The organism is Vogesella mureinivorans (genome assembly GCF_007644035.1).
In the GTDB taxonomy this organism is placed as follows: Bacteria; Pseudomonadota; Gammaproteobacteria; order Burkholderiales; family Chromobacteriaceae; genus Vogesella; species Vogesella mureinivorans.
Map to the genome: position 1 here is coordinate 1 of NZ_VMTV02000369.1, position 263 is coordinate 263.

Annotated in this window: 1 protein-coding gene; it reads left to right on the plus strand. The window is 63.9% G+C overall.

The annotated features are described in order from the left end of the window. The coding region (locus FLQ44_RS11045; protein ID WP_147694438.1) for a hypothetical protein at positions 1-263 on the plus strand (263 nt) is incomplete at both ends.

Below are 263 nucleotides of genomic sequence, written 5' to 3' on the forward strand. Positions count from 1 at the left end.
ACGCTCCACCGCCTCGGCATTCAGGCGTTCGAGCCGGTGCTGATCGAGGGCAAGGCGATCCAGCTCCACCCGCTGGTCTGCTCGGCGTTCAACGCCGACTTCGACGGCGACCAGATGGCCGTGCACGTTCCGCTGAGCCTCGAGGCGCAGCTGGAAGCGCGCGTGCTGATGATGTCGACCAACAACATCCTGTCGCCCGCGAACGGCAAGCCGATCATCGTGCCGTCGCAGGACATGGTGCTGGGCCTTTATTATCTGTCGAT